1 protein-coding gene is annotated in these 371 nt (G+C 33.7%); it reads right to left on the bottom strand.

What is annotated here, in order from left to right:
• Positions 1 to 371: transposase (locus BAU27_RS06245; protein ID WP_139254609.1), on the bottom strand; the 371-nt coding region annotated here is incomplete at both ends.

The raw sequence follows: 371 nt of genomic DNA, 5'->3' as shown, positions 1-371 counted from the left end.
TTCGTCCGTTGTGCTGTAGGAGGTTAAACAGACGAAGGAGAACCTTTGATAGCTCTTGGGTGTTTTTGTGTAGTGCTTGATGAAACAGTAAAAAATAGTCCTTAATTATGTACATCGCTTTATATTCACTTAGCTCTTTCTGTTTCTTACGTAACAGGAGTTCTCTCATTTTAAACATAGTAGAAGAACATAATAAGATACTAATGAGTTGACCATAAAGATGACATTCTAACCGCTCTTGTTTAATAGATTTGCAACGATGAATTTGAAACCAAGATTTCCATATTTTAAATAACAGCTCAATTTGCCAACGTAGTGAATATAAATCATAGATTTTCTCTTTTGGTACCCATTCCGTAGGAATATTTGTC

Source organism: Bacillus sp. NH11B, assembly GCF_001884205.1.
In the GTDB taxonomy this organism is placed as follows: Bacteria; Bacillota; Bacilli; order Bacillales; family Bacillaceae_G; genus Bacillus_A; species Bacillus_A proteolyticus.
This window is presented reverse-complemented; position numbering and strand designations above follow the sequence as displayed.